This window comes from Sphingomonas phyllosphaerae, assembly GCA_036946405.1.
Lineage (GTDB): Bacteria > Pseudomonadota > Alphaproteobacteria > Sphingomonadales > Sphingomonadaceae > Sphingomonas > Sphingomonas phyllosphaerae_D.
Genome location: JAQIJC010000001.1, coordinates 815,845 through 840,383 on the forward strand (window position 1 = coordinate 815,845; position 24,539 = coordinate 840,383).

Below are 24,539 nucleotides of genomic sequence, written 5' to 3' on the forward strand. Positions count from 1 at the left end.
GGTTCATCCTGCGCCCGTTCCTACACGGGTGGCGCGCTTTAGCAGCGTCCGGCGGGGCGCGCCAGCCGTGCCGCGCCGCCGTCAGCCTCGCGTCTCGCCGTGCTCGACGTTCTCGGAGCGCCGCTCCAGCGCGGTCTTGAGGATCGCGGTCATCGGATCGGCCAGCGCCAGCCCCATGATCCCGAACAGCGCGCTGGCCAGGATCTGCGCGCCCAGCGTCAGCGCCGGCGGCAGGTCGACGGTGCGCCGCGCGACCATCGGGATCACGACATAGCCATCGAAGGTCTGCACGACGACATAGACGACGATCGCCAGCACCCCGGTATGGATGCCGGCCGAAAAGCCCACCGCGACCATCAGCGCGCCGGAGATGAAGGCCCCGATATTGGGGATGAACGCCAGCAGACCGGTGAGGATGCCGAGGATCATCGCCATCGGCACCCCGGCGAGCCACAGGGCGATCGCGGTCAGCACGCCCTCGAACGCCATGCCGAGCAGGCGTCCGGCGAGCAGCCGGCGGAGCGTCTGCGCCATCCGCTTGAGCGTCACCGCGAATTCTACGCGGTTGCGCTCGGGCACCATCCATTGCAGCCCGCGCTCATAGCCGTGCGGGTCGATCGCGACGAACAGCCCGAGCACGACGATCATGAAGCCGCTGGTCAGCGCCCCGGCGGCGGTGCCGAGCCAGCTCGTGACGCGACCCAGCGAGGACATCGCCTGTTTCGCGACCCCGCTCAGGTCGCCGACACCGGGCATCAGCCCCTGCGCGCTCAACCAGCCGTTGAGGCGTACAGCTTGCACCTCGACGGTCGAGCGGAGCTGCTGCGCCTGCGCGGCGATCTGCACGCCGGCGAGGTAGAAGGTGCCGAGCAGGAAGGCGATCGTCAGCAGGCAGACGATCAGCAGCCGCCAGCTTCTGCCGATCGGCAGCACGCGCCCGAGCAGCCGTACCCCGCCGTCGAGCAGCGCGGCGAAGACGAGCGCGGCGAAGATGATGAGCAGCGGCTGGACGAGCAGGACGACCAGCGCAATCGCACCGGCCATCCCCAGCCAGATCGCGGCCCGGCGGATTTCGTACCGTGTCGCTTCGTCGCGCACTTCGGTGGGGCTGGCGCCGGCGCGGACGCGGACGCGCTCGCCACCGGCATCGATCCGCACCTCGTGCGCGTCGCTCATGGGACGAGCGTCGGGTGGAGCGAGGTTCCGGCGCGTCCGCCGCGCAGCGCGCGCGGCCACGTCAGCGGGTTCCAGCCGGCGCTGCCGTCGACCGAGAAGGTGATGAACTCGGCGCGACCGCCGATATTCTCATACGGGACCGGCCCACCGAGCCCGCGCTCGAACCCGCCCAGCGCGAAACGGCTGTCGGCCGAGCGATCACGGTTGTCGCCCATCAGGAAGACGTGGTCGGCGGGGATCGTCACCGGGCCATAATTGTCGCCGACGCTGTCGGGTTCCAGATCGACCGTGTCATAGCGGCGACCGTTGGGCAGTGTCTCCGTGACGATCGGCAGATGGCAGATCGGGGTGCCGTCGGCCCGCTCCTGTCGGGCGCCCGGATATTGCGCGGGATCGCAGGTCGCGTTGGCGTCGACGGGCAGGTCGCGATAGTGGAGCGGGCCGCGCGGCACGGGGACGCCGTTGAGGATCACGACGCCGCCGCGCACCGCCAGCGTATCGCCCGGCAGACCGATTACGCGCTTGATATAGTCGCTCGACTGGCCCGGCGGGGTGACGATCACCACATCGCCGCGCTCCGGCAGGCTGCCCCAGACGCGGCCGTGGATGAACGGCACTTGCACCGACCAGCTGTCGACCGGCTGGTGGAGCAACGTGCCGCGGACGATCGCGACGGGATCGGGGATCGTCGGCGAGACGAACGACCAGCCGTAGGCGAATTTCGACACCACCAGCCGATCGCCGACCAGCAGCCCGGGGAGCATCGATTCGCTCGGGATGTAAAACGGCTTGGCGATGAAGCTGTGGAAGCCGAGCACCGCCAGCAACAGCCAGAACAGCCCCTTGATCTCGCCCCACCAGTCGAAACCCGCGCGCGTCTCGGACGGCTCCACCGTGGCGGGCGGGGGCGTGCGGTCGCCGGTCAATGCGATATCCTCTGCCACGCGGTCACTCGGCTCCTGCATGTCGGTCGGCGATAGCCTCGATGATGACGAATGCCTGCGCCCAGGGGTGGTCGTCGGTCAATGTCAGATGAATGTGCGCCTTGTGCCCGGCGGGGATCATCGCGTCGAGCCGCGCCCTCGCGCCGCCGGTCAGCGCCAGCGTCGGTGCGCCGGAGGGGGCGTTGACGACGCCGATGTCCTTCATGAACACCCCGGCCCTGAACCCGGTGCCGACCGCCTTGGAGAACGCCTCCTTCGCGGCGAAGCGCTTGGCGAGCGTCCCGGCCTTGGTGAACGGGCGGCGCTCGGCCTTGGCGCGCTCGACATCGGTGAAGACGCGCGCCTCGAAGCGCTCGCCGAAGCGCTCGAGCGAATGCGCGATCCGCTCGATATTGCACAGGTCGGAGCCGAGCCCGACGATCACGCTACTGGTCTCATCGGGCTTCGTCCATCAACGCCTTCATCCTCCGCACGCTGTCCTCCAGCCCGGTGAAGATCGCCTCGCCGATCAGGAAATGGCCGATGTTCAGCTCGCGGACCTGCGGGATCGCCGCCACGGGGGTGACGTTGTCGAAGGTGAGGCCGTGCCCGGCGTGAACCTCGATCCCGTTCTTCGCCGCCAGCGCCGCGGCGTCGGCGAGCCGGCGCAGCTCGGCGGTGCGCGCCTCGCCGTCCAGCTCGGCATACCGGCCGGTGTGCAGTTCGACGACCGGCGCGCCGAGCGCGACCGCCGCCGCGATCTGGCGTGGGTCGGGCTCGATGAACAGCGAGACGCGGATCTGCGCGGCGCCCAGCTCGCGGACCATCGGGGCGAGGCGGTCGTGCTGCCCGGCGGCGTCGATCCCGCCCTCGGTGGTGCGCTCCTCGCGCTTTTCGGGAACGATGCAGGCGGCGTGCGGGCGATGGCGCAGCGCGATCGCGAGCATCTCGTCGGTCGCCGCCATTTCCAGATTGAGCGGGATCGACAATTCGGCCGAGAGCCGCGCGATGTCCGCGTCGGTGATGTGGCGGCGATCCTCGCGCAGATGCGCGGTGATGCCATCGGCACCGGCCTGCGCCGCGAGCAGCGCGGCGCGGACCGGATCGGGCAAACCACCGCCGCGTGCGTTCCGCACCGTCGCGACATGGTCGATATTGACCCCGAGGCGTAAGGGGCCGGCCATCGTCACGCCGCTGCCCGGCTGCCCGGCTTGATCGCCGGGATCGCCTGTAGTTCGGGGGGCAGGTCGTCGGGCTGGTAGGTCGGCACCTCGAGCCGGATCAGCGGGAAGAACGGCACGCCGATGTCGGCGGTGCCGTTCGAGCGATCGACCAGCGCCGCGCCCGCGATCACGCGCCCGCCGGCAGCCTCGATCGCCTTGATCGCTTCGCGGCTCGACAAGCCGGTGGTGACGACGTCCTCCATCATCAGCACTTCCTGCCCCGGCTCCAGCCGGAAGCCACGGCGCAGCTCGAAGGTGCCGGTCGGGCGTTCGACGAACATCGCGTCGACGTCGAGCGCGCGCGCCATTTCCTGCCCGGCGATCACCCCACCCATTGCCGGGGCGACGACCGCAGTGATCCGGGTGCGCAGTTCGGCGGGAATCCGCGTCGCCAGCGCCTCGGCCAGCCGCGCGGCGCGGCGCGGGTTCATCAGCACGCGCGCGCATTGCAGGTAGCGCGGGCTGCGCAACCCGGACGAAAGGATGAAATGCCCTTCCAGCAGCGCATCGGCGGCGCGGAATTCGGCGAGCACGTCGTCGTCGGTCATCGTGTGCTGTGTCTCCTGCGCGCGCCATAGAAGCCCGCCCGCGCGGGCGCAACGCGCCTCCGCGCAGATCCGCGCAGAAAAGCACTGTCGCACGCCCCCCTTGAGGCGGGAGGATGCCATGCTATAGGCAGATGCAGGAGGGGCGCTTCGATACGCCCGGGACGCCGATGCGCGCACCACGACAGGGGTGACGATAACAAGATGCTGAACACCGGGATCAAGGGTTGGGTACTGGCAGCGGGCTTCGCGCTGACCGCCCTGACGGGCGCGGGTAGCGCAGGCGCGCAGGTGCCGGCACCGGCCGCGACCTCGCCCGCCACCGCGGCAACCGCCGCGCCCAGCGGGCTGCGACCCGCCGATTCGAATCAGGGGCAGGCCGGCGGGTCGGTGCAGAAGGCCGACGCCGCGCCGCAATCGCCCGCGCTGGCGATGGACGGTGCCCCGGCCTTCAACGCCACCAGCTCGGCGCCCGGCGTCGGCCAGCCGCTCGACGGCGTGATCCACATCCAGCCGCAAGTCACCAAGAATGGCCTGCGCGCGCACTGGTTCCACGATCGCATCCTCTTCCCGCTGATCACGATCATCTCGATCCTGGTGCTGGTGCTGCTGGTCGTCGTGGTCGTGAAGTTCCGCGCCAGCGCCAACCCGGTGCCGTCTCGGACCAGCCACAACACCTTCATCGAGGTGGTGTGGACGCTGGTCCCAGTGCTGATCCTCGTCGCGATCGCGGTGCCGTCGATCGGGCTGCTGCAGGCGCAGTTCAAGCCCGCGCCGGCCGGCGCGGTGACGCTGAAGGCGATCGGCAACCAATGGTTCTGGAGCTACCAATATCCGGATCACGGCGGGATCGAGATCACCGCCAACATGCTCAAGGAAGGCAATCAGGTCGCCCCCGGCGAGCGCGCGCGCACCGCCGCCGATGGCCCGCGGCTGCTGGCGACCGACAATCGCGTCGTGTTGCCGGTCGGCGTGCCGATCCGCCTGATCACCACCGCCAACGACGTTATCCACAGCTGGGCGGTGCCGGCGTTCTGGATCAAGCTCGACGCGATCCCGGGCCGGCTGAACGAGACCAGCTTCACGATCGACAAGCCTGGCCTGTATTTCGGTCAGTGCAGCGAATTGTGCGGCGCGCGCCACGCGTTCATGCCGATCGCGGTTGAGGCGGTCACGCCGGCGCAGTTCGCGGCCTGGGTGCGCGCCAAGGGCGGCTCGATGCCGGCGCCGGGCAAGGCGTCGGACGCGGTGATCCCGCAGCCGGGGGCGGACAATTCCGCCGCCGTGATGGACGAGGCGGCGGTCGCCAATGCGATGACCGGCCCGCTCGAGAACGGGACCGACACTCCCCCCACTTCCCCGCAAGGCGCCACCGGCAATCCGGGCGGCGTCGGCGAAGCCGGACGCTAAGATCATGACCGACACCGCGCTCCACCCGTCCGCGTTCGTCTCGCACGACGATCACCACCATCACGCGGACGCCGACCACAAACCGGCGTTCTTCGCCCGCTGGTTCATGTCGACCAACCACAAGGACATCGGCACGCTCTACCTGATCTTCGCGATCGTTGCGGGGATCATCGGCGGCGCGATTTCGGGGCTGATGCGCGCCGAGCTGATGCATCCGGGCATCCAGTATCTGCCGCACTGGGCGTCGATGCTGCACGGCGGAGAAGAGCAGTCCTTCGATCAGGCGCTGCACCTGTGGAACGTGCTCGTCACCGCGCACGGCCTGATCATGGTGTTCTTCATGGTGATGCCGGCGATGGTCGGCGGGTTCGGCAACTGGTTCGTGCCGCTGATGATCGGTGCGCCGGACATGGCGTTCCCGCGCATGAACAACATCAGCTTCTGGCTGCTGGTGCCGGCGTTCCTGCTGTTGCTCGCCTCGCCGTTCTTCGGCGGCGCGGGCACCGGCTGGACGGTCTATGCGCCGCTTTCCACCTATGGCGAGCCCGGGCCGTCGGTCGACATGGCGATCCTGTCGCTCCACCTCGCGGGCGCCAGCTCGATCCTGGGCGCGATCAACTTCATCACCACGATCTTCAACATGCGCGCGCCGGGCATGACGCTGCACAAGATGCCGCTGTTCGCCTGGTCGGTGCTGGTCACCGCCTTCCTGCTGCTGCTCGCGCTGCCGGTGCTGGCGGCGGCGATCACGATGCTGCTGACCGATCGCAACTTCGGCACCACCTTCTACGATCCCGCCGGCGGCGGCGATCCGGTGCTGTACCAGCATCTGTTCTGGTTCTTCGGTCACCCCGAAGTGTACATCATGATCCTGCCGGGCTTCGGCATCATCAGCCACATCGTCGCGACGTTCAGCCGCAAGCCGGTGTTCGGCTATCTCGGCATGGCCTATGCCATGGTCGCGATCGGCGTGGTTGGGTTCGTCGTGTGGGCGCACCACATGTTCACGACCGGCATGAGCGTGAACGTGAAGATGTACTTCACCGCCGCGACGATGGTGATCGCGGTGCCGACCGGCATCAAGATCTTCTCGTGGATCGCGACGATGTGGGGCGGCTCGCTGCGCTTCCCGACCCCGATGGTCTGGGCGATCGGCTTCATCTTCATGTTCACGGTCGGCGGCGTGACCGGCGTCGTGCTCGCCAACGGCGGCGTCGACGACTACATGCAGGACACCTATTACGTCGTTGCGCACTTCCACTATGTGCTGTCGCTCGGCGCGGTGTTCTCGCTGTTCGCCGGCTTCTATTACTGGTTCCCGAAGATGTCGGGGCGGATGTATTCGGAGCTGCTGGGCCAGCTGCACTTCTGGGTGTTCTTCGTCGGCGTGAACCTGCTGTTCTTCCCGATGCACTTCCTCGGCCTGCAGGGCATGCCGCGTCGTTACCCGGATTATCCGGACGGCTTCGCACACTGGAACAACGTCGCGACGATCGGTTACATGATCATGGCGGCGGGGATGGCGATCTTCTTCGTCAACCTGATCTGGTCGCTGGTCGCGGGCAAGAAGGCCCCCGACAATCCCTGGGGCGAAGGCGCGACGACGCTGGAGTGGACGCTGTCCAGCCCGCCGCCGTTCCACCAGTTCGAGACGCTGCCCAAGATCGACTGAGCAGGGCGTCACCGACATCAGCGGCGGGGAAGCGAGCGCTTCTCCGCCGTCGTCGTTTTCGGTGGGAGGCACGCGATGGACAGCGAAGCGATGGCGTGGCGCGTCGAACGCGCCTGCGCCGCAGCCTACCCGCCGCGCGACTCGCTGCGGGTCGGCGGATGGCTGGTCGCGCAGTCGGGGGGCGGTAGCCGTCGCAGCAATTCGGCGAGCGCGGTGTGCCCCGAGGCCTCGCTCGACGCTGGAACGCTCGCAGCGATCGACGATTGCTACGAAGCGGCCGGTCTGCCGACGATCGTCCGCGTCACGGGTTTCGCGCCCGGTGCGACGGCGATGCTCGACGCGGCGGGGTTCGATGAGCCCGAGGGGCGAACGCGTACGCTGTTGCGTGCGATTGATAGCGACAGCGCCCCGAAAGGCGACGTGATCGTGGCGAACGCGCCCGATCGGTCGTGGCTGGGTGCGCGCCGTCGTCTCGCCGCGGCGATCGAAGACCCGGCGGCGGTCGCCGGGCGCATCGTCGGCCCGGTCGGCTATGCGCAGCTTGGGTCCGATGCGGCGGTCGAGGCGATCGGTTACATCGCGATTCACGACGACATTGCCGTTCTCGAAGCCGTCGCGACCGATCCCGCAGTGCGCAGGCAGGGACATGCGCAGAAGGTCGTCGGCGCCTTGCTGGCCTGGGCGGCCGGGCGCGGTGCACGCCACGCCGCCTTGCAGGTCGAGGCGGGCAACGTCGCGGCGTGCGCGTTGTACGCGGGCCTTGGCTTCACTAACGACCTGTACGGCTACCATTACCGGCGACGCGCGGCTTCCCTCACTCGCGCTCCGCGGCTAGGGTCGACGCGCTCATGACCCCCGCCACGCCCCTTCTTCCCCCCGCCGACTGGCGCGACTTCCTTGCGCTGACCAAGCCGCGTGTCATGACGCTGGTCGTCTTCACCGGGCTGTGCGGGATGCTGGCGGCGCCGGTCGGCATCGATCCGGTGCTCGGCTTCACGGCGATCCTGTGCATCGCGCTCGGAGCGGGCGCTGCGGGGGCGCTGAACCAATGGTATGAGGCCGATCTCGACGCGGCGATGAAGCGCACTGCGCAGCGTCCGTTACCGGCGGGGCGCATGGAACGGCAGTCGGCGTTGCATTTCGGCGTCGGGCTCGGCGCCTTTTCGGTGATCCTGATGGGGCTTGCGGTGAACCTCGCCGCCGCCGCGATTCTCGCGGTCTCGATCCTTTTCTATGTGCTGATCTACACCGTCTGGCTGAAGCGGCGGACGCCGCAGAATATCGTCATCGGTGGCGCGGCGGGGGCGTTCCCGCCGCTGATCGGCTGGGCGGCGGCGACCGGGCAGATCGCGCTGCTGCCGTTCCTGCTGTTCGCGCTCGTCTTCCTGTGGACGCCGCCGCATTTCTGGGCGCTGGCACTGTTCGTGAAGACCGATTACGCCAATGCCGGCGTGCCGATGCTGCCCGTGGTGGCGGGCGAGGCGGCGACGCGGCGGCGAATCGGGCTGTACACGATCCCGATGGCGGCGGTGGCGATCGCGCCGTGGCCGCTCGGGCTGACCGGCAGCCTCTATGGCGTGGTCGCGGTGGCGATGACGGCGGCGTTCGCGGTGCTCGCGGCGCTGGTCACGGTCGGTGCGAAGCGCGCCGCGACGCCGATGTTTTTCGAGAAGCGCCTGTTCGCTTTCTCGATCCTGTATCTTTTCGTGATGTTCGGCGCGCTGGTCGTCGACCGGTGGGTGGCATGACCGAAGACGAGCAAGATCTGATCCGGCGCCGGCAGAAGGCGCGCGCGATCGTCGTCGCGCTGCTGCTCGGCGCTTTCGTGGTGCTGGTGTTCTTCATCACCATCGCGCGCATCAAGCAGGGGATGGCGCATTGAGCGCGCCCGTTCCGAAGCGCGCGCGTCCGCGGACGTTTCGTACCGCGTTGCTCGCGGTGGCGGGGATCTGTTTCATGACCGGGCTCGCCTTCGCCAGCGTGCCGCTCTACCGGATGTTCTGCCAGGCGACCGGGCTGAACGGCACCACCGGCCGCGGCGTCGCGGCTCCGGGCGGGGTGCATCGCCAGATCGAGATCGCGTTCGACGCCAATGCCAGCCCCAAGCTGCCGTGGCGGTTCGTCCCCGAGCAGGAGCAGGAGACCGTCGAGATCGGGGCGCGCGACATGGCGTTCTTCACCGCCACCAATCGCGGCGCGCAGGCGGTGACGGGCACCGCGACCTATAACGTCACCCCCGCGATCGCCGGCAAATATTTCACGAAGATCCAGTGCTTCTGCTTCACGCAGCAGACGCTGAAACCCGGCGAGACGCAGCGGATGCCGGTGATCTTCTACGTCGATCCGAAAATCCTGAGCGATCCGGACACGCGCGACGTGCAGACGATCACGCTCAGCTACACCTTTTACCCGGTGGATTCCGCGAAAACGAACGGGTAAGACCACCGCGATAAGCGAATTGGGGAGAGCCGCGCATGGCGGGTGCCAAGAACCACGATTACCACATTCTGCCACCCAGTCCCTGGCCGTTGCTCAGCAGCTTCGCCGCGCTCATCATGGCGGCGGGCGGCATCATGTACATGCATCAGGGCACGGGCGGCGGTTGGGTGTTCCTGATCGGTTTCGCCTCGGTGCTGTTCTGCATGTACGGCTGGTGGCATCAGGTGATCCGTGAGGCGCATGCCGGCGATCACACGCCCGTGGTGCAGCTCCATTTCCGTTACGGCATGATCCTGTTCATCGCCTCCGAAGTGATGTTCTTCGTCGGCTGGTTCTGGGCGTTCTTCGACTTTTCGCTGTTCCCGACCGCGATGCAGGTCGTCGACGGGCAGGTCGAGCGCGCCGCCGAGGGCGCTGCCGCGATCGCCGCGCAGTGGCCGCCCAAGGGGCTGGAGGTCATCAACGCGTTCGAATTGCCGCTGCTCAACACGCTGATCCTGCTGTGCTCGGGCACCACGGTGACGTGGGCGCACCATGCGTTGATCCACAACCAGCGTGGCGGCGAGAAGCGCGGCTTCTGGGGTGCGCTGGGCGTCGGTGACCGCGACGGCGTGCTCAAAGGACTGTGGATCACCGTCGTGCTGGGCCTGCTGTTCAGCAGCATCCAGGCTTATGAGTACATCCACGCGCCGTTCCCGTTCAAGGGGATCAACTATGGTGCGGCGTTCTTCATGGCGACCGGCTTCCACGGTTTCCACGTCATCATCGGCACGGTCTTCCTGATCGTGTGCCTGATTCGCGCCTATAAGGGCGACTTCACCCCCAAGCAGCATTTCGGCTTCGAGGCGGCGGCGTGGTACTGGCATTTCGTCGACGTGGTGTGGCTGTTCCTGTTCGTCACCGTCTATGTCTGGGGCGGCTGGGGCGCGCCGGTTCACGGCGGATGAGCGACGCCGGTCGGTCGACGGTCGGGGCGCCGCCTCGACCGATCGATTGTGGTCTCAAGGGGTTATGCCCCCAATGTGGCGCCCGCAGCTTGTTTGCGGGCGTCCTTCGTTTTGCCGAGCGCTGCCCGGCGTGCGGGCTGTCGATTGCGGGGTTCAACGTTGGTGACGGTCCGGCGGCGCTGCTGGTGCTGGCGTGGGGCGCGATCATCGTCGCGCTGGCGATCGTCGTCGAACTGTCGTTCGGGCCGCCGTGGTGGCTGCACGTCCTGTTGTGGGTGCCGCTGAGCACCGCTGCGATCGTCTGGTCGCTGCGCGCCGCCAAGGGCTGGCTGCTCGCCGCAGAATATCGCCATGCCGCCGGTGAGGGGCGGCTGGCACCATGAAGCGCGTTCCGCTGGTCCCCACGATCGTCGTCGGCGTTGCGATCGCCGCGATGATCGCGCTGGGACTGTGGCAGCTGCTCGACCGCCGGCCGCAGAAGGAGGCGTTCCTCGCGCAGCTTGCCGCCAATCCGACGCGACCGGCGGTCGCCTTCCCGCGCGTCGCCGACGAGACGCTGCTGTTCCGCCGCAGCAGCGCCTTCTGCCTGGAGCCGGTATCGATCGCCCGCGCCGGGGCGGGGGCGGCCGGCTACCGCGTCATCGCCTTGTGCCGCACGGGGGCGGAAGGACCGGGGCTGCGGGTGCAGATCGGCACGACACGCGATCCGGTCGGCAAGGTGGCGTGGGGCGGCGGCAAGGTCAGCGGGTGGATCGCCCATGCGCCCGATGCGCGGCCGCTGATCGCCGACGTGACGCAACCGCACGCGCCGCGCGAACTGATGCTGGTCACCGCCACGCCGGCTGCGGGGCTGTCGCCGAACACTCCACCGTCGATCGAGTCGATCCCGAACAACCATCTCGCCTATGCGGTGCAATGGTTTCTGTTCGCGGCGGTGGCGGCGATCATCTACGTCGTCGCGCTGCGGCGGCGTTGGCGCAGAAACGACGTGGCGTAGCGGGCGTCAGATCCCCGCCCACCAATCGTAGTCGACATTGTCCTCCCAATAGCCGCCGCGCCCCTTCCCGATCCCGGCAAGGCTGGCGACCGCGGTGACCTGCATCAGATATTTGGCGTGCTTGTAGCCGAGCTGGCGCTCGACCCGCAGTCGCAGCGGGGCGCCGTGGCCGACGTCGAGGAAGCGGTCGTTCATCGCCCAGGCGAGGATCGTCTGTGGGTGGAAAGCGTCGATCAGGTCGATCGATTCGTAGTAGGGCGCGCCGCCGTAGAGATCGGCGCAGCGGAAGACGATGTAGCGCGCCGCATCCCGCAACCCCGCCGCCTTCAGCACCTCCCCGAGCTGCGGTCCCTGCCATTTGCCAATCGCGCTCCAGCCCTCGACGCAATCGTGACGGGTGATCTGCGCGCGCTGCGGGAAACGGCCGAGGTCGGCGAGCGACAGCGACAAGGGCCGTGCGACCAGCCCGTCGACGGTCAGTCGCCAATCGGCGAAGCGGCCGGCGCGGAGGGCGGCATAGGCGGGGGTGCCGGGATCGCGTGTGCCGTTGGTGCGGAAGCGCGGCGACATCTGCGCCGGCGTGAACTCGGGTGCGAGCGCGTCGCGGTTCGACAGCGCGCGCTGCAAGCCGCGGTGCATGTCCTCGCCCTTGAAGATGATCGCGCGCACCGTCGGCTGCTGGATGACGCGGTCGCAGCCGGCAAGCATCAGCCCCGCCCCGCCGCTCAGAAGGGTCCGCCGCCGGATCATTCGGGCACCCGCCAGCGACCAGTCAGCATCGAGCGCAGCTCGTTGCGCCACCCCGCGAGGAGCACCAGCGCGAGGTGGACGATCGTGAAGGCCGCGATCACCGCCATGGCGATGAAGTGGAGCGAGCGCGCCGATTGCCGCCCGCCGAACAGGTCGAGCAGCCACGGCCATGCCGCGTTCATGCCGGGGGACAATGCCAGACCCGTGAGGATCACCAACGGCAACGCGAGGAAGATCACCGCGACATAGCTGAGCTTTTGCAGCGCATTATACTCGCCCGGCGCCTCCGGATCGTGGAAGCGCAGCGCGAGATGCGCGCGAAGGTCGGCGACCAGATGGGCCGCACCGACGTCGCGTCGCCGCACCCGCAGGTCGCGCTGGAAGTGACGGTTGAGCAGGCTGACCATCATATAGGCGAGCAACGAGAAGGCGAGCACCAGCGCGAAGAACAGATGCCAGCGGCGCGAGATCGCGAGATTGTAGCTGGCGGGGATCGTCAGCCATGCGGGGAAGCGTGGCAGATGCGCCCAGGCGTGGTCGAAGTTCGCGCCGAACCGTCCCCAATACAGATGTGGGTGTGCATTCGAGATGCCGAGCCCCGACCCGATGAGGATGAAGATCGCAACTGCATTGATCCAATGCCAGATACGCGTGGCGAGCCGGTGGCGATGGATCACGGTTGCAGCCATTCGCACTTCCTAGCAGAAGCCGCGGCATGACCGAATGGCATTTCTACGAACCCGAGCAAGGCCATGGCCTTGCGCACGATCCGCTCAACGCGATCGTCGCGCCGCGCCCGATCGGCTGGATCTCGACCGTCTCGGGTGACGGGCGACGCAACCTTGCGCCGTACAGCTTCTTCAATCTGTTTTCGTACCGTCCGCCGATCATCGGCTTTTGCTCGCTGGGCGAGAAGGACTCGCTGGCAAACGTGCGGGCGCGCGGCGAGTTCGTATGGAATCTGGCGACGCGCGATCTCGCCGAGGCGATGAACGAGACGTCGGCAGCGACCGACGAGGACGAGTTCGTGCGCGCCGGACTGGAGACGCTGCCCGCCGCGCGGGTCGCCGCGCCGCGCGTGGCGCTGAGTCCGGTGCAGTTCGAATGCCAGGTGACGCAGATCGTGCAGTTGCAGGATCGTCACGGCACTGCACTGCCCGGCTGGCTGGTGCTTGGCGAGGCGGTGGCAATCCATATCGATCGCGCGATGCTGGACGGCGGCGTGTACCGCACCGATCGCGCGCGGCCGATCCTGCGCGGCGGCGGACCGGCCGATTATTTCGAGGTCGGCGCATTGTTCGAGATGCGTCGGCCGACGTGATTCCGGTCAGCAGGTCTTGCCATGCAGGATGTCGCCGGCGGCGATCAGGCCGGCGATGACCCAGCCGATCGGCGCTGGCAGATAGGGTTTCAGCAAGCCGAGCACCTGCTTCACGACGATCCAGTTCTGGCAGAAGATCCGGCGGGCATCGCCGGTCAGCGGGGAGGCTTATGCGATCGCCTGATCGTTGATGCCATCGGCGAGCGCCTGTGTGATCCGAAGCCGTTCTTCCTGCGTGAAGTCGATCATGTTGCAGCCCCCCGTTCGACCGGCCGGAAGGCCGACGCGTGAGACGATTGCATGGCGGGCGGGTCGGTGGTGACGCCATCGCCACCGAAACGGCGCGATCGTTGTGCTGATGGCACGGCTATGAAGCTGAAGATGCTTGTCTTTTCCTCGCGTGCCTCATTCCTGCAACTTCGGTTGGTCAGCCATAGGCGTGCGCGAAGAACACCGCCGTGGTCGCGCCGGTGACGAGGATCGTCCACCAGCGGACCACGAGCGCGGGCAGTCGCTTGCCGACGATCGCGCCCAGCCAGCCGCCGAGCACGCCGCCCACCAGCATCGGCAGGCACGCGTCCCAGCGGATCATCCCGCACGCGACGAACACGAGCGCGGCGGCGAAATTGGCAACCGTCAGCATCAGCGTGCGCGGCGCGAACATCGCGCGCGGCGTGGTGCCCGCGAGCAGGCCATAGGTTGCGGTGGTCATGATCCCGACCCCGCCGCCGAAATAGCCGCCATAGGTGCCGAGCACCGCCTGCACCGCCATCAGCGTACGCGGCTTGATCGTCACGCGTGCCGCCAGCCAGTCCGCCGCCCGCGCGCCGAACACGATCGCGACGAAGGCGACGAGCAGCAGCCACGGCACGATCAGGTCGAATGCCGCACCCGGCGTCACCACCAGCAGGACGCTGCCGAGCAGCCCGCCGACGAAGGTGATCGCTGCCAGCACGCGCACCGAAACGCCGCCGACCGGCTGCAATTCGTGGCGGAAGCTCCACGCGCTGGTCGCGCCGCCCGGCATCAGCCCGAGGTTCGAGGTGGCATTGGCGATATTGGCCGGCGTGCCGAGCCCGAGCAGTGCCGGCATCGTCGCGAAGGTGCCACCGCCCGCCAGCGCGTTCATCATCCCACCGACGACGCCTGCCCCGCCGGCGAGCGCCAGCCCGGCGGCATCAACCAAGCGCGGCCTGCTTCTCCGCCGCCAGCCGGTCGAGATCGGCGCGGCTCTTCTTCTCCGCCGCGGTCTTCAACTGCCCGCACGCCGCGTCGATGTCGCGCCCGCGCGGGGTGCGCACCGGGGCGGAGATACCGCCCCCGAACACGATCTCGCTGAAGCGGCGCACGCGTTCGGGCGTCGAGGTTTCATAGGGTGCGCCTGGCCACGGGTTGAACGGGATCAGATTGACCTTGGCGGGCAGCTTGTAGTGTTTGAGCAGCCGGACCAGCTCGTGCGCTTCGGCATCCGAGTCATTCTTGTCCTTGAGCATCACATATTCGAACGTGATGCGGCGGGCGTTATTGGCGCCGGGATAATCGGCGCACGCCTGCAGCAATTCCTCAATGCCGTATTTTCGGTTGAGCGGGACGATCTCGTCGCGGACGTCCTTGGTCACCGCGTGGAGCGATACCGCGAGATTGACGCCGATCTCCTCGCCGGCGCGCGCCATCATCGGCACGACGCCGCTGGTCGACAGCGTGATGCGACGCTTGCTGAGCGCAAGCCCGTCGCCGTCCATGACCAGCTTGAGCGCGTCGCGCACCGCGTCGAAATTGTAGAGCGGCTCGCCCATGCCCATCATCACGATGTTGGTGAGCATCCGCCCCTCGGGCTGGCTCGGCCATTCGCCGAGCGCGTCACGCGCCAGCATCACCTGCCCGACGATCTCGCCCGCGGTCAGGTTGCGGACCAGCCGCATCGTGCCCGTGTGGCAGAAGCGGCAGTTGAGCGTGCAGCCGACCTGACTCGACACGCACAAGGTTCCACGATCGGCGTCGGGGATGAACACCGCCTCGTAATCCTGCCCGTCCTCGGAGCGGAGCAGCCATTTGCGCGTGCCGTCAGTCGACACCTGCGCCTCGACCACCTGCGGACGCCCGATCACGAATCGCTCGGCCAGCCACGGATGCTGCGCCTTGGCGATGTCGGTCATGACCGCGAAATCGGTCGCGCCGCGATTGTAGATCCAGTGCCAGATCTGCTTGGCGCGCAGCTTGGCCTGGCGCGGCTCCAGCCCGGCCTCCTCCAGCACGCGGCGCAGTTCGTCGCGCGGCAGCCCGATCAGGTCGATGCGACCGTCGGTGCGCGGCGCGCTGGCGCGCGGCACGGTCACGGGGTCGATGTGCCCGGGGATGGGCATGGGGGCGGCCGAGGCTGTGAGCATCGCGCGCACATAGGCGAAGCGCGCGCATTTTTCCAGCGTTACCGGGCGGCGCATCCCAGTTGCGCGGCGTCGATCGCGGTCGCCGCTCCTGCCAGCGGGTAGGTGTCGCTTAGCCCCCGCCCGCCCGCGTCGAGCGTGGTGAGCGTCATCGCCGTCGCGCCACGCATCGCGCCGACGATCGCGCGGTCGGTGTCGGCATCGGCGGCGCGGGCGAACGTGCGGTCGCCGACCAGCGCGAATCGCCGCTCGCCGATCGCCAGCGTCAGCGGCGCGCCCTCCCCGCGCGACCGGGTCAGGCGGAAACGTACCGAGGGCGCGCGAGTGGCGCCCTGACGCGTCGCGACCAGCGCGAAGCCGCCGCGGCGATCGGTAGTGCCGTCGCGCCGCAACGGTTGCGCGACCGCGAAACAATGCGGCCCCGGCGTCTCGCGCAATGCTGCCCAGCGTTGCCACACGCCGAGCGGCTCGCGCAGGACGGCGGCGGAGAGCAGGGCGAACAGGACCGACACCGCTTTGCCTGTCGCGTCACTGTGGCCGAAAGGCAACGCGAAATGCTGTTTATGTCAGGTTCATGCAACGATGGTGCAGCCGCGTATTTGTCCCTCCACGCCTTGCGTTTCGAGGCGAGTGAAATGGAGTGAGACATGCGTAAGCTTGCAATGGCGATCCCGGCGACGGTGATGGCGATCGCGGTGGCGACCCCGGCGACGGCGCAAGGGGGCGCGCAGGACGGTCCGTTCGCGGGTGGCCGCGTCGAGGTGCTGGCCGGCTACGACAACGTGCAGGACGGCGGCGATGGCGATTCGGAAGGGCAGCAGGGCTTCGGCTATGGCGGCCGGATCGGCTACGACTTCCAGCGCGGCAACATCGTCTACGGCATTGACGGCGAATATACCGACGCGACCACGAAGACGCGCAGCTACAATGCGTTGACCGCGGGCGATCGCTTCTCGGTCGAGGCGGGGCGCGATCTCTATGTCGGCGGGCGGCTCGGCTATGTGATCTCGCCGCAGGCGATGATCTACGGCAAGGGCGGCTATACCAACGCGCGTGTCGAGAACCGCTATCAGGCGACCACCACCTCGGAGAACGAGCTGATCGACAAGACCAATCTGGGCGGCTTCCGTCTCGGCGCCGGGCTTGAGTACAAGCTGACGCCGACCTCGTTCGTCACTGCCGAATACCGCTATTCGCATTACGGCGACATCGATGGCTATGACATCGACCTCGATCGCCACCAGTTGATGGCGGGTCTGGGTATCCGCTTCTGATTTCTCCACCATCGTGGAACAGGAAAGGGCTGGGGCGCTTGCTCCGGCCCTTTCTTTTTGGCTAGGGAGAATCGGCCAATTGCCCCTGGTGAGTGACCTGCGGGCCGGGGGAAGTGACGATGAAGGCGACGATCGAACGCGCGACGCTGCTGAAGGGGCTGAGCCACGTCCAGTCGGTGGTGGAGCGGCGCAACACCATCCCGATCCTGTCGAATGTGCTGCTGGAGGCGACCGGCGAGGGGCAGCTGCGGCTGATGGCGACCGACCTCGATCTGCAGATCAACGAGAGCGTCGCCGCCGCGGTCGACCAGCCGGGTGCAACCACCGTATCCGCGCACACCCTGTTCGATATCGCGCGCAAGCTGCCCGAGGGCGCGCAGGTCTCGCTGACCGCCGCTGAGGGGCGGATGACGATCGTCGCCGGGCGCGCGCGCTTTTCGCTCGGGACGTTGCCGCGCGACGATTTCCCGGTGATCGCCGAGGGTGAGCTGCCGACGCAGTTCGAGCTGCCCGCCGAGACGCTCAAGCAGATCATCGACAAGACGCGTTTTGCGATCTCGACCGAGGAAACGCGTTATTATCTCAACGGCATCTTCCTGCATGTCGCCGAGGGTGTGCTGAAGGCCGCTGCGACCGATGGCCATCGCCTCGCGCGCGTGACGGTCGACCAGCCCGAGGGCGCGGCGGGGATGCCGGACGTGATCGTACCGCGCAAGTGCATCGCCGAGCTGCGCAAGCTGCTCGACGAGGTCGATGGCTCGGTCGGGGTGTCGCTGTCGGGAACCAAGATCCGCTTCGACCTGGGGCAGGCGATCCTGACCTCGAAGCTGATCGATGGCACCTTCCCCGATTACAGCCGCGTCATTCCGACCGGGAACGACAAGATCCTCAAGCTCGATCCGAAGAGCTTCATGCAGGGCGTCGACCGCGTCTCGACGATCGCCACCGAGAAGACCCGCGCGGTGAAGATGGCGCTTGATCGCGACAAGATCACGCTGTCGGTCACCAGTCCCGAGAATGGCACCGCCGCCGAGGAAGTGCCGGGCGAATATGCCGCGACGCCGTTCGAGATCGGCTTCAACAGCCGCTATCTTATGGACATCCTCGGCCAGATCGGGACGGACCAGGTCGAGGTCCACCTCGCCGATGCCGCCGCACCGACGCTGATCCGCGAAAACGACAAGAGCCCGGCGCTGTACGTGCTGATGCCGATGCGGGTTTGATCAGTCGACGGGGGAGCATAGAAACTCCTCCGTCATTCCCGCGCAAGCGGGAACCCAGACGCGCAGGTTCTCGCGGGAGCCACCGGTGCCAGAGATTCTGGATTCCCGCCTGCGCGGGAATGACAAATCGGCTTACCGCCCCCGCATCATCGCGCGCAGCCGGCCGGGCATCCAGCGTGCCGCGAACGTCATTCGTTCGGCGGTCTTGCCGACCACCGTATGCACGCGGTCGCCATGCACCGCGGCCCATGCCTTTTCGGCGACCGTCTCGACCGGCGTGAATTCCATCTTGCGGCGGACGACCAGATCGCGCGCGGTATATTTCGTACCAGGGATCGGCGCCGACAGCAGGTTGGTGTCGATGAAGCTCGGCATCAGCGAGCGGACGCGGATACCCTCCGGGGCCCATTCGCCGTCGAGCGCTTCGGTCAGTCCACGCACCGCGAACTTGGTCGCCGAATAGATCGCCAGCCCCGCCGAACCGTAGATCGCAGAGGCCGAGGCGGTGTTGAGCAGGCACGCGCCGGGGGTCGCCTTGAGATACGGATAGGCCATGCGCGCGCCATAGGTCAGCCCGCGGAAGTTGACGTCAATTACACGGTCGATCGCGTCGAGGCCGATCTCCCCGAACGGCCCGCCCGCCGCGATCCCGGCATTGTTGAACAGCACGTCGAGCCGCCCGTCGCTGACGCGTGCGAAATCGGCGAGCACCTCTTCCCATTCCGACGGGTCGCGCACGTCCATGACGTGTGTGCTGGTGCGCTCCGCGGGCAGCAGCGCGGCGGTGTCGCGCAGGCCCTGCGCGTCGATATCGGCCAGCCCGATCCGCCAGCCGCGCGCGCTGAACAATTGCGCCACCGCGCGCCCGATGCCCGAGCCGCCGCCCGTGACCAGCATCGCCTTCATCCCGCTCTCCCGCGTTAATGCTTGTTACTCCTGCACGCTTCCCGCATCACCGGCGGCGATGCCAGCACTTTCGTCCGGACCGGCGGTCGCCTTCGAGCAGGTCGGCAAACACTATGACGACGCCGCCGCGATCGACGGCGTCTCGCTGACGATCGCGGCCGGGTCCTTCGTCGCGCTGGTCGGGGCGTCCGGCTCGGGCAAGTCGACCTTGCTGAAGACAATCAACCGGCTGGTGACGCCCGATCATGGCCGCGTGCTGCTCGACGGGCGCGATGTCGCCGATGAGCCCGCGCCGGCGCTGCGGCGGCGGATCGGTTATGTGTTTCAGGACATCGGCTTGTTCCCGCACCTGAGCGTCGCGGAGAATATCGCGCTGCCGCTGCGGCTGGCGGGCACGCCGGACCCAGCGCGCGCCGGGGCGATGCTCGACCTGGTGGAACTGCCGCGGACCTTCGCGACAAGGATGCCGGCCGAGCTGTCGGGCGGGCAGCGCCAGCGTGTCGGCGTTGCACGCGCGCTGGTGGCGCGGCCGGGGCTGCTGCTGATGGACGAGCCGTTCGGCGCGCTCGATCCCGTGACGCGCGAGTCGCTGGCGTCGGCAGTGCGGCGCCTGCATGATGAGCTGGCGCTGACGACGATCATGGTGACGCACGACATGGCCGAGGCGCTGCTGCTCGCCGACCGCGTCATCGTGATGGCGGCGGGGCATGTGGTCGCCGACGAGGTGCCCGCCGCTTTGCTGCGCGGCGCGGGCGGTGCGGCGGCGCAGGCGCTGGTGGCGGTGCCGCGTGCGCAGGCGACGCGGCTGGCGGCGCTGTCGACATGAACGATGCCCTGGCCCGCGTGCCGGCGCTTGCCGCGCAGCATCTGTTGCTTGCGATGGCGGCGCTGGCGCTGGCGCTGGTGATCGGCGTGCCGATCGCGATCCGCGCCGCGCGGGCGTCGCGGCTGGCGGGTGTGGTGCTGGGTTTCGCGAGCCTCGTTCAGACGATCCCGAGCCTTGCGCTGCTCGCGCTCTTCTATCCGGTGTTGCTGTGGATCGGACATGGCGTGCCGGCGCTCGGGTTTCTGCCCGCGCTGCTGGCGCTGACGCTCTATGCGCTGCTGCCGATCGCGCGGAACATCGTCACGGGATTGCGCGGGCTCGACCCGGCGGTGCTGGAGGCGGCGGACGGGATCGGGATGACGCGGGGGCAGAAGCTGCGGCTGGTCGAGCTGCCGCTGGTGCTGCCGATTGCGATGGCGGGGGTGCGCACGGCGGCGGTGTGGACGATCGGCGCGGCGACGTTATCGACCACCGTGGGGCAGCCGAGCCTGGGCGATCTGATCTTTGCGGGGCTCCAGACGCAGGCGTGGACGCTGGTGATCGCGGGGTGCGTCGGTGCGGCGGGGCTCGCTTTGGGGGTCGACTTTCTGCTCGCGGTCGCGGAGCGGGCAGCCGGCGCGCGGCGGTGGCGGCGTGCCGGTGTGGCTTTGGTGCTGCTTCTGGTGGCCACGGTTGCCGCTGCGAGCCCGATGTGGCGCGGTGGAGGCGAGCGGCATGTCGTCGTGGGCGCAAAAAATTTTTCGGAACAATATATTCTGGCGCGATTGATCGGCGATCGGCTCACGAAAGCCGGCTATCGGGTCAGTTATCGTGACGGATTGGGCTCGGCGGTGGCAATCGGGGCAGTCGCGGGGGGCGAGATCGACGTCTATGTCGACTATGCGGGGACGCTCTGGACCGCGGAAATGCGCCGCACCGACACGCCGTCGCGCACCGAACAACTGCGCGCGATCGCCGATTGGACGCAACAGTCGCGCGGGGTGACGTTGCTGGGCACATTGGGTTTCGAGAATGCCTATGCCTTCGCGATGCGCGGCGACGATGCGGCGCGGCGGGGCGTGGCGACGCTCGACGATCTGGTGCGCGTCGCACCGCAATTGCGCTTCGGGGCCGACCTCGAATTTCTCGACCGGCCCGAATGGGCGGCGATCCGGCGCGCCTATCCGCTGCGCTTCGCCAGCGCGACGCCGTACAGCCCGACCTTCATGTACCGGGCGCTGGAGAGCGGGCGCGCCGATGTCATCAGCGCCTTCTCGTCGGACGGGCGGATCGCCGCCGACCGGCTGACGGTGCTTGCCGATCCGCGCCGGGCGATCCCCGGCTATGACGCGATCGTGCTGGTCGCACCGGAGCATCGCAAGGACGCGCGATTCCTCGACGCGTTGCGGCCGCTGATCGGGCGAATCCCGGTCGCGGCGATGCGCGAGGCGAATTACCGGGTCGACCGGGATCGCGACAAGCAGAGCCCGGAAGCGGCCGCGCGGTGGCTGGCGGGACGGATCGGATTGTGAGGGACACGGTTGGCGACGGTTTTCGGGGCGGCCGACCGTGACACTCTACAGACATGGGCCCCTGCCTCCGCAGGGGCGACGGGGCGTCAGAAGAACAGTTTGCGGAACGAGACGCGGATCGTGCGGCCGACCGGGTCGAGATAGTCGGGCTGGAAGCCGATCGGCACTTCGCCATTCTGGTCGCGGACGTCACGACGGGTGTTGAAGAGATTGTCGAATTGGATGCTGACCCGCGCGCCGCGCATCCATGGGTGCGCGCGCACCCAGTCGATGTTGCCGCCGAGGTCCGCGAACAGCCGCAGGTTGGCGGTGGCGAGCCCGCCGAATTCGAGCGTCTCCGGCGCGCCGGCGGTGCCACCGTTGACGCGCGTGCCGCTCTGGTAATTGACCGACAACCGTGCGCCGAGCCCGTTGTTGGTATAGCCGGCCTGTCCCTCCAGCTCGTGCCGGGCCTGCCCGCCGGCCGCGCCGATCGCGTCGCCGTTGAGCAAGTCGAGGACGCGCCCGCCGTCGGCGATCGTCACGCGCTCGGTGAGGTGCCAGGTGTGATAGAGCGCGAACTGGACGCGCCCGCCGGCCTGACCGCCCCCGCCGCCGCCACGCCCGCGGAAGCCGCCGCCGCCGCCGGGCGGGCCACCGGGTGCACCGCCGCCCGCGTCGGGGCGTCCGCCGTTCATCGCGCTGCCGTCCGGCCGGGCGCGGTCCTGTGGCGGGCGATCGGGGCGGCGTTCACCGCCCGGCGGGCGCAACCCTTCGAACGGATTCGGGCCGGTGCCGGCGCGGAACGCCTCGATCTTCTTCTGGAGTTCGGACTTGATGCGGAACGACAGGTTGACGCCGTAGCGGATCTGCGACGTCTCGCTGCGCGCGAAGTTGATCGGGCGCGAGTCGATCTGAAGCAGATTGCCGCCCGCATCGCGCGTGAAGCGATCGGGGAAGGCGGCCTCGATCGCGGCGGTCGCGCTGGGGAAGGCGGCGATCGGATCGTCGGTGCTCTGTCGGGTGTAATCGGCGCGGAAGTTGATTTGCTGGGCGCTCCACGGCTTGATGTCGAGCCCGACCTTCAGAGCGTGGCGGTTGTCGGCGATCAGGTTCGGGTTGCCGCCGGTGATCGTGGTGACGGTGGCGGTGGTCCCGCGCACGTAATCGAACACGCGCACGCCGGGGGTGGTGACCGACGGATTGCCGAGCTGCTGCGCCGAGGGCGCTTCGTCCTGATCGGTGACCGACGCGAGCAGCCTCACGCCCTCGATCGGCGTCCAGTTCGCGCCATAGCCGATCGTCCACAGCGTCCCGAAATCCGATACCTGATCGACCGCGAGATTGCCGTTGATCGACAGCCGGCCGAGCGTGCCGAGCACGCCCTGCGCCTTGTTGGCGATCGGCAAATCGAGGTTGATCTGCGCATTGGCGACGTCGCGCCCGATGTCGGCGGCGCTCGCCACGCCGCGGCGGAAGGAATCGCTGCTGAAGTCGCTGGTCGAGGCACCGACGCGGATGCTGGTGTTGGCATAGCCGGCGGGGAGCAGGAACAACGGGCCGGCGATCAGCGCGTCGAGCCCGGCGCTGGACGCGACCGAGCGGCCGCGATCCGCAGGCGACGCGCCGAGCGACAGTGGTCCATAGGGATTGGCGAGCGGATCGAAGGCATCGATGCTCGCCTGCAACGCGCTGGCGTCGAGTCCGGTGGTGGTGACCGTGTTGCTTTCGTCGCGATCGACGTTACCGGTCAGCGACCAGCGCCATTGCCCGCGATCGCCGTTGAGCGTGCCGCCGAGATGAAGGTTGGTGGTTTCGGCGCGCTGCGTCAGCGCTGGCACGTCGTCGAACGCGCGCGTCACGCGCACCGGCACCGCGAACGGCGAGAAGGGGCTGCCGACCGGCAAATCGAGATCGACCTCGGCCAGTCCGCGCAGCGCGCGCGTGACATTGTGGTCGACGGTCGCGTTCAGCGACGCCGAGACGTTGCCGAAGATCGTCGTCGCATAGGTGCCGTTGGCGCTGACCGTACGCTGCTGCGGCAGGAGCGTGCGATACGCGCCCTGATCGGTGACGTTGCGGGTGGTGGTGAAGTCGCCGAGCAACGGCGCCTGCGTCGCGGCGAGCGCGGGGATGCCGAGCGTGGTGGCGTTGCCGAACAGCGGATCGATCGCGCCGCGGTTGAGCGACGAGACGTTGCCGCCGACCGCCGCGGCGTTGGGGGCCTGGATGATGTCGCGTTCGGACTCGGTCAGCGCGCCGGGACGGCTGTATTCGAGGTGCAGGTTGACGCGCTTGTCGCTGCGGATGCGGAGCAGGTCGAGTTCGGCACCCGGTGTGTTGCGCCCGCCCTCGGTCGCGACCCGGTCCTCGACCTCGGCGGTCACCGCCTTGAAGCGGCGGCGCAGCACGAAGTTCACGACGCGCTGGTCGGCGCGATAGCCGTATTTGAGCGCGATTTCTTCGGGCAGGATGTCGACGCGCTGGATCGCCTCGGTCGGGAGGTCGCGTATTTCCTGGAAGCCGGAGATGCGCCGCCCGTTGAGCAGTACCACCGGCGCGCCGCCCGCGCCGCGCCCGGAGCGGGTCTGCGGCGACAGTTCGTTGAGCAATTCGGTGACCGAGCTGACGCCGTAGCTGCGGATGTCGGCGGGGGACAATTGCTCCTCGGGCGTGACGTCGCCGATCACCGCGCCGCGTTGCGCGCGGGAGCCGGTGACGACGATGTCCTCGCTGCTTTCTTCCTCGTTCTCGGGTTCCGGAGCGGGCGTCTGTGCGCCGGCCGGTGCAGGGGCGGGCGGCGTGGCGGGCTGCTGGGCATAGGCGGGCAGCGAAGCGGTGGAGGCCAGCAGAAGGAACGAGAGACGCATGTGTTACCCCAGCCGCTTGTGACGTTCGGCGGCAGTCGTGGCGCTAGCGGTGATTTGTCGCATAATTATGCCGGAAGATACTCCCTCTCCCCGCCGGGGAGAGGGCTGGGGTGAGGGGCCGGGGTGAGGGGCCGGGGTCTCACCGAGCCGTACCTCTCTGCGA

At 68.3% G+C, this 24,539-nt stretch carries 27 protein-coding genes; 15 read left to right on the forward strand and 12 right to left on the reverse strand.

What is annotated here, in order from left to right:
* Positions 1-81: 81 nt before the first annotated feature.
* From PGN12_03815 to pyrE, 5 genes are read right to left on the reverse strand one after another with little or no spacing between them, the layout of a single operon-like run.
* Positions 82-1,176: an AI-2E family transporter gene (locus PGN12_03815; GenBank protein ID MEH3103011.1), complete on the reverse strand. Its 1,095-nt coding sequence runs from the start codon at positions 1,174-1,176 to the stop codon at positions 82-84.
* On the reverse strand, positions 1,173-2,069 hold the full coding sequence (lepB, locus tag PGN12_03820) for a signal peptidase I (protein ID MEH3103012.1): 897 nt from the start codon (positions 2,067-2,069) through the stop codon (positions 1,173-1,175). Before lepB ends, PGN12_03815 begins: the two co-directional genes overlap by 4 nt.
* 55 nt (positions 2,070-2,124) lie before the next feature.
* Positions 2,125-2,544, reverse strand: coding sequence for a holo-ACP synthase (gene acpS / locus PGN12_03825; GenBank protein ID MEH3103013.1), 420 nt, complete (start codon positions 2,542-2,544; stop codon positions 2,125-2,127).
* Positions 2,545-2,554: 10 nt separating this feature from the next.
* The gene (locus tag PGN12_03830) at positions 2,555-3,283 is read right to left on the reverse strand and encodes a pyridoxine 5'-phosphate synthase (GenBank protein ID MEH3103014.1); all 729 of its coding nucleotides are present in this window, start codon (positions 3,281-3,283) and stop codon (positions 2,555-2,557) included.
* 2 nt (positions 3,284-3,285) lie between these two features.
* Positions 3,286-3,870, reverse strand: coding sequence for an orotate phosphoribosyltransferase (gene pyrE / locus PGN12_03835; protein ID MEH3103015.1), 585 nt, complete (start codon positions 3,868-3,870; stop codon positions 3,286-3,288).
* Between the two features lie 201 nt (positions 3,871-4,071).
* On the opposite strand from pyrE, the gene coxB reads away from it, so the two are divergent.
* The 9 genes from coxB (at position 4,072) to PGN12_03880 (ending at position 11,332) form a co-directional block, all read left to right on the forward strand.
* Positions 4,072-5,277 carry a cytochrome c oxidase subunit II gene (coxB, locus tag PGN12_03840; protein ID MEH3103016.1) on the forward strand — a complete coding sequence of 402 codons (1,206 nt, stop codon included), beginning with the start codon at positions 4,072-4,074 and terminating at the stop codon, positions 5,275-5,277.
* Positions 5,278-5,281: 4 nt separating this feature from the next.
* Positions 5,282-6,949, forward strand: coding sequence for a cytochrome c oxidase subunit I (gene ctaD / locus PGN12_03845; GenBank protein MEH3103017.1), 1,668 nt, complete (start codon positions 5,282-5,284; stop codon positions 6,947-6,949).
* Between the two features lie 75 nt (positions 6,950-7,024).
* Positions 7,025-7,801: a GNAT family N-acetyltransferase gene (locus tag PGN12_03850; GenBank protein MEH3103018.1), complete on the forward strand. Its 777-nt coding sequence runs from the start codon at positions 7,025-7,027 to the stop codon at positions 7,799-7,801.
* Positions 7,798-8,697: a heme o synthase gene (locus tag PGN12_03855; protein MEH3103019.1), complete on the forward strand. Its 900-nt coding sequence runs from the start codon at positions 7,798-7,800 to the stop codon at positions 8,695-8,697. Before PGN12_03850 ends, PGN12_03855 begins: the two co-directional genes overlap by 4 nt.
* On the forward strand, positions 8,694-8,831 hold the full coding sequence (locus PGN12_03860; GenBank protein ID MEH3103020.1) for a hypothetical protein: 138 nt from the start codon (positions 8,694-8,696) through the stop codon (positions 8,829-8,831). The genes PGN12_03855 and PGN12_03860 overlap by 4 nt, the downstream gene beginning before the upstream one ends.
* Positions 8,828-9,388 (forward strand): cytochrome c oxidase assembly protein, encoded by a 561-nt coding sequence (locus tag PGN12_03865; protein MEH3103021.1) that lies wholly within the window; start codon positions 8,828-8,830, stop codon positions 9,386-9,388. Before PGN12_03860 ends, PGN12_03865 begins: the two co-directional genes overlap by 4 nt.
* A 35-nt stretch (positions 9,389-9,423) precedes the next feature.
* Positions 9,424-10,335 carry a cytochrome c oxidase subunit 3 gene (locus PGN12_03870; protein MEH3103022.1) on the forward strand — a complete coding sequence of 304 codons (912 nt, stop codon included), beginning with the start codon at positions 9,424-9,426 and terminating at the stop codon, positions 10,333-10,335.
* Positions 10,332-10,718 carry a DUF983 domain-containing protein gene (locus tag PGN12_03875; protein MEH3103023.1) on the forward strand — a complete coding sequence of 129 codons (387 nt, stop codon included), beginning with the start codon at positions 10,332-10,334 and terminating at the stop codon, positions 10,716-10,718. The genes PGN12_03870 and PGN12_03875 overlap by 4 nt, the downstream gene beginning before the upstream one ends.
* Positions 10,715-11,332, forward strand: a complete 618-nt coding sequence (locus tag PGN12_03880) for an SURF1 family protein (GenBank protein ID MEH3103024.1) — start codon at positions 10,715-10,717, stop codon at positions 11,330-11,332. Before PGN12_03875 ends, PGN12_03880 begins: the two co-directional genes overlap by 4 nt.
* A 6-nt stretch (positions 11,333-11,338) precedes the next feature.
* Here PGN12_03880 and PGN12_03885 read toward each other — a convergent pair whose 3' ends face one another.
* Positions 11,339-12,082, reverse strand: coding sequence for a molybdopterin-dependent oxidoreductase (locus PGN12_03885; protein MEH3103025.1), 744 nt, complete (start codon positions 12,080-12,082; stop codon positions 11,339-11,341).
* Entirely contained in the window at positions 12,079-12,771 is a 693-nt protein-coding gene (locus PGN12_03890; protein ID MEH3103026.1) for a cytochrome b/b6 domain-containing protein, read from the reverse strand. The genes PGN12_03885 and PGN12_03890 overlap by 4 nt, the downstream gene beginning before the upstream one ends.
* A gap of 26 nt (positions 12,772-12,797) precedes the next feature.
* Between PGN12_03890 and PGN12_03895 the strand changes: the two genes are divergently transcribed.
* A complete protein-coding gene (locus PGN12_03895) occupies positions 12,798-13,403 on the forward strand; it encodes a flavin reductase family protein (protein ID MEH3103027.1) in 606 nt (201 codons plus the stop codon).
* Positions 13,404-13,424: 21 nt separating this feature from the next.
* Entirely contained in the window at positions 13,425-13,694 is a 270-nt protein-coding gene (locus PGN12_03900) for a hypothetical protein (protein MEH3103028.1), read from the forward strand.
* Between the two features lie 136 nt (positions 13,695-13,830).
* On the opposite strand, the gene PGN12_03905 is transcribed toward PGN12_03900, so the two are convergent.
* Genes PGN12_03905 through PGN12_03915 form a run of 3 tightly spaced genes read right to left on the reverse strand, consistent with a single transcriptional unit; the run spans position 13,831 to position 16,299 of the window.
* Positions 13,831-14,589 (reverse strand): sulfite exporter TauE/SafE family protein, encoded by a 759-nt coding sequence (locus PGN12_03905; protein MEH3103029.1) that lies wholly within the window; start codon positions 14,587-14,589, stop codon positions 13,831-13,833.
* Positions 14,582-15,790 carry a 23S rRNA (adenine(2503)-C(2))-methyltransferase RlmN gene (gene rlmN, locus PGN12_03910; protein ID MEH3103030.1) on the reverse strand — a complete coding sequence of 403 codons (1,209 nt, stop codon included), beginning with the start codon at positions 15,788-15,790 and terminating at the stop codon, positions 14,582-14,584. The genes PGN12_03905 and rlmN overlap by 8 nt, the downstream gene beginning before the upstream one ends.
* A gap of 38 nt (positions 15,791-15,828) precedes the next feature.
* Positions 15,829-16,299: a hypothetical protein gene (locus PGN12_03915; GenBank protein MEH3103031.1), complete on the reverse strand. Its 471-nt coding sequence runs from the start codon at positions 16,297-16,299 to the stop codon at positions 15,829-15,831.
* Positions 16,300-16,434: 135 nt separating this feature from the next.
* On the opposite strand from PGN12_03915, the gene PGN12_03920 reads away from it, so the two are divergent.
* On the forward strand, positions 16,435-17,061 hold the full coding sequence (locus PGN12_03920) for an outer membrane beta-barrel protein (GenBank protein MEH3103032.1): 627 nt from the start codon (positions 16,435-16,437) through the stop codon (positions 17,059-17,061).
* Positions 17,062-17,180: 119 nt separating this feature from the next.
* The gene (gene dnaN / locus PGN12_03925; protein ID MEH3103033.1) at positions 17,181-18,284 is read left to right on the forward strand and encodes a DNA polymerase III subunit beta; all 1,104 of its coding nucleotides are present in this window, start codon (positions 17,181-17,183) and stop codon (positions 18,282-18,284) included.
* A gap of 132 nt (positions 18,285-18,416) precedes the next feature.
* Here the strand turns inward: dnaN and PGN12_03930 are convergent, their stop codons facing one another.
* Entirely contained in the window at positions 18,417-19,190 is a 774-nt protein-coding gene (locus PGN12_03930) for an SDR family oxidoreductase (GenBank protein MEH3103034.1), read from the reverse strand.
* A 58-nt stretch (positions 19,191-19,248) separates the two neighbouring features.
* Between PGN12_03930 and PGN12_03935 the strand changes: the two genes are divergently transcribed.
* Positions 19,249-20,016, forward strand: coding sequence for an ATP-binding cassette domain-containing protein (locus PGN12_03935; GenBank protein ID MEH3103035.1), 768 nt, complete (start codon positions 19,249-19,251; stop codon positions 20,014-20,016).
* On the forward strand, positions 20,013-21,527 hold the full coding sequence (locus PGN12_03940) for an ABC transporter permease/substrate-binding protein (protein MEH3103036.1): 1,515 nt from the start codon (positions 20,013-20,015) through the stop codon (positions 21,525-21,527). Before PGN12_03935 ends, PGN12_03940 begins: the two co-directional genes overlap by 4 nt.
* Before the next feature lie 86 nt (positions 21,528-21,613).
* On the opposite strand, the gene PGN12_03945 is transcribed toward PGN12_03940, so the two are convergent.
* Positions 21,614-24,376, reverse strand: a complete 2,763-nt coding sequence (locus PGN12_03945; GenBank protein ID MEH3103037.1) for a TonB-dependent receptor — start codon at positions 24,374-24,376, stop codon at positions 21,614-21,616.
* Positions 24,377-24,539: the final 163 nt, after the last annotated feature.

Excerpts from the sequence above, each read along its gene's own strand:
- PGN12_03815 (MEH3103011.1), bottom strand. The coding sequence starts at position 1,176 with ATGAGCGACGCGCACGAGGTGCGGATCGATGCCGGTGGCGAGCGCGTC.
- PGN12_03830 (MEH3103014.1), bottom strand. The coding sequence starts at position 3,283 with ATGGCCGGCCCCTTACGCCTCGGGGTCAATATCGACCATGTCGCGACG.
- pyrE (MEH3103015.1), bottom strand. The coding sequence starts at position 3,870 with ATGACCGACGACGACGTGCTCGCCGAATTCCGCGCCGCCGATGCGCTG.
- coxB (MEH3103016.1), top strand. The coding sequence starts at position 4,072 with ATGCTGAACACCGGGATCAAGGGTTGGGTACTGGCAGCGGGCTTCGCG.
- ctaD (MEH3103017.1), top strand. The coding sequence starts at position 5,282 with ATGACCGACACCGCGCTCCACCCGTCCGCGTTCGTCTCGCACGACGAT.
- PGN12_03850 (MEH3103018.1), top strand. The coding sequence starts at position 7,025 with ATGGACAGCGAAGCGATGGCGTGGCGCGTCGAACGCGCCTGCGCCGCA.
- PGN12_03855 (MEH3103019.1), top strand. The coding sequence starts at position 7,798 with ATGACCCCCGCCACGCCCCTTCTTCCCCCCGCCGACTGGCGCGACTTC.
- PGN12_03860 (MEH3103020.1), top strand. The coding sequence starts at position 8,694 with ATGACCGAAGACGAGCAAGATCTGATCCGGCGCCGGCAGAAGGCGCGC.
- PGN12_03870 (MEH3103022.1), top strand. The coding sequence starts at position 9,424 with ATGGCGGGTGCCAAGAACCACGATTACCACATTCTGCCACCCAGTCCC.
- PGN12_03875 (MEH3103023.1), top strand. The coding sequence starts at position 10,332 with ATGAGCGACGCCGGTCGGTCGACGGTCGGGGCGCCGCCTCGACCGATC.
- PGN12_03880 (MEH3103024.1), top strand. The coding sequence starts at position 10,715 with ATGAAGCGCGTTCCGCTGGTCCCCACGATCGTCGTCGGCGTTGCGATC.
- PGN12_03885 (MEH3103025.1), bottom strand. The coding sequence starts at position 12,082 with ATGATCCGGCGGCGGACCCTTCTGAGCGGCGGGGCGGGGCTGATGCTT.
- PGN12_03890 (MEH3103026.1), bottom strand. The coding sequence starts at position 12,771 with ATGGCTGCAACCGTGATCCATCGCCACCGGCTCGCCACGCGTATCTGG.
- PGN12_03895 (MEH3103027.1), top strand. The coding sequence starts at position 12,798 with ATGACCGAATGGCATTTCTACGAACCCGAGCAAGGCCATGGCCTTGCG.
- PGN12_03900 (MEH3103028.1), top strand. The coding sequence starts at position 13,425 with ATGCAGGATGTCGCCGGCGGCGATCAGGCCGGCGATGACCCAGCCGAT.
- rlmN (MEH3103030.1), bottom strand. The coding sequence starts at position 15,790 with ATGCTCACAGCCTCGGCCGCCCCCATGCCCATCCCCGGGCACATCGAC.
- PGN12_03920 (MEH3103032.1), top strand. The coding sequence starts at position 16,435 with ATGCGTAAGCTTGCAATGGCGATCCCGGCGACGGTGATGGCGATCGCG.
- dnaN (MEH3103033.1), top strand. The coding sequence starts at position 17,181 with ATGAAGGCGACGATCGAACGCGCGACGCTGCTGAAGGGGCTGAGCCAC.
- PGN12_03930 (MEH3103034.1), bottom strand. The coding sequence starts at position 19,190 with ATGAAGGCGATGCTGGTCACGGGCGGCGGCTCGGGCATCGGGCGCGCG.
- PGN12_03935 (MEH3103035.1), top strand. The coding sequence starts at position 19,249 with ATGCCAGCACTTTCGTCCGGACCGGCGGTCGCCTTCGAGCAGGTCGGC.
- PGN12_03940 (MEH3103036.1), top strand. The coding sequence starts at position 20,013 with ATGAACGATGCCCTGGCCCGCGTGCCGGCGCTTGCCGCGCAGCATCTG.
- PGN12_03945 (MEH3103037.1), bottom strand. The coding sequence starts at position 24,376 with ATGCGTCTCTCGTTCCTTCTGCTGGCCTCCACCGCTTCGCTGCCCGCC.